The 1284-nt window shown below is 42.2% G+C and carries 2 protein-coding genes; one reads left to right on the forward strand and one right to left on the reverse strand.

Translation table 11 applies throughout. From position 1 onward, the window contains the following. Positions 1 to 527 (reverse strand): DUF2064 domain-containing protein (locus A3766_RS00205; RefSeq protein WP_068641436.1); only part of this gene is annotated, 527 nt, incomplete at its 3' end. 52 nt (positions 528 to 579) lie between these two features. On the opposite strand from A3766_RS00205, the gene A3766_RS00210 reads away from it, so the two are divergent. Further along, the coding region (locus A3766_RS00210) for a 1-acyl-sn-glycerol-3-phosphate acyltransferase (protein WP_197479129.1) at positions 580 to 1284 on the forward strand (705 nt) is incomplete at its 3' end.

The raw sequence follows: 1284 nt of genomic DNA on the forward strand, positions 1-1284 counted from the left end.
CACTCAACACCATCGAGCCAATTACCATTAACTCGGGCCAGAGCTTCTCTGCGTAAGGCTAGTAATACATAACCACCATCTTCTGCGGGTATGATCGCCACGTCATGCTCACTTAATGAATCTTTTACAACTTTCAGGTCAGATACAGTGACATTCGGACAATCACTGCCAATAATCGCAACGCTCTGATAATCAACTAAACTACGCTCAAGGGTATCGCACATTCGCTCACCAAGATTTTCCCCTCGCTGTTCGTGGCAGTCTAAACCTTCTTCTGCAATTAGTGCCTTAAGCTTTTTATGGGCATTTATAGATTCTGCTTCAAGCGAGTCAAACGAAGCACTCTTTTGATCAAACCATAACTGATAGTCACAAGCGATACACTGACTAAATCTTAAAGCAATATCTGCAACAAGCTCCATATGAATAGATAGCGCAGCCTCCTCACCCAAGACTTTCGCAATACGAGTTTTTACATGCCCCAACAAAGGACGCTTAGCAAACTGAACAAGTAAAAACTTTCTCACAGTTACCTCTGCTCAATATTTAAATTATTAGCTCTTCTATCAGGCCAGTCGAATGTTGTTTTTGGCCGCTGGCAGCATATATGGCCAGAAGCTAGACTTAATTCATTATAATCGGCGCGAAGAAATCGTCATTTTTGTTTATACTCAAACCTCAATCTTCAATTCGTTACGGGTAATCATGTCGCAAAGTCTTAAAGCAGTCTCTTTCAATATAGCATGGCAAGAAAGCTTTAAAGAAATTCAGTGCTATGAGGACAAGCAAGTCAATCAAGTATTGCGCGCACTACTGAGCGATAAAGAACTTATTTCCGTGATCAAGAGCCTATTCAAGTCAGACGAAAATCAAGCGCCGATTCAATTTGAGCGTTTAGCTGATATTCACTCGATTGATGCCTTTCAAGCCTGGGTGGCAGAGTCTATATTCCCCTACATAGAAACAAGCTATGATGATTTGAGCGTTTCCGGTCTTGATGAACTAGACCCTGCGACGCCCTATGTTTTTATCTCGAACCACCGAGACATCGTGATGGATCCACTCATCCTTAATAAAGCGCTAAGGGAATATGGCTTCTCTACCTCAAATTGCGCTATCGGTGACAACCTACTTCAACACCCAGCTGCTAACGACCTTGCCTTACTCAACCGCTGCTTTAAGGTCTTCAGATCTCTGAAGTCTCCTAGAGCAATGCTTAAAGCGATGAAAACACAATCTGAGTACATTCGTTATTTACATTTTACACAGCAAGGTAACGTTTGG

It is taken from the genome of Oleiphilus sp. HI0132 (assembly GCF_001635845.1).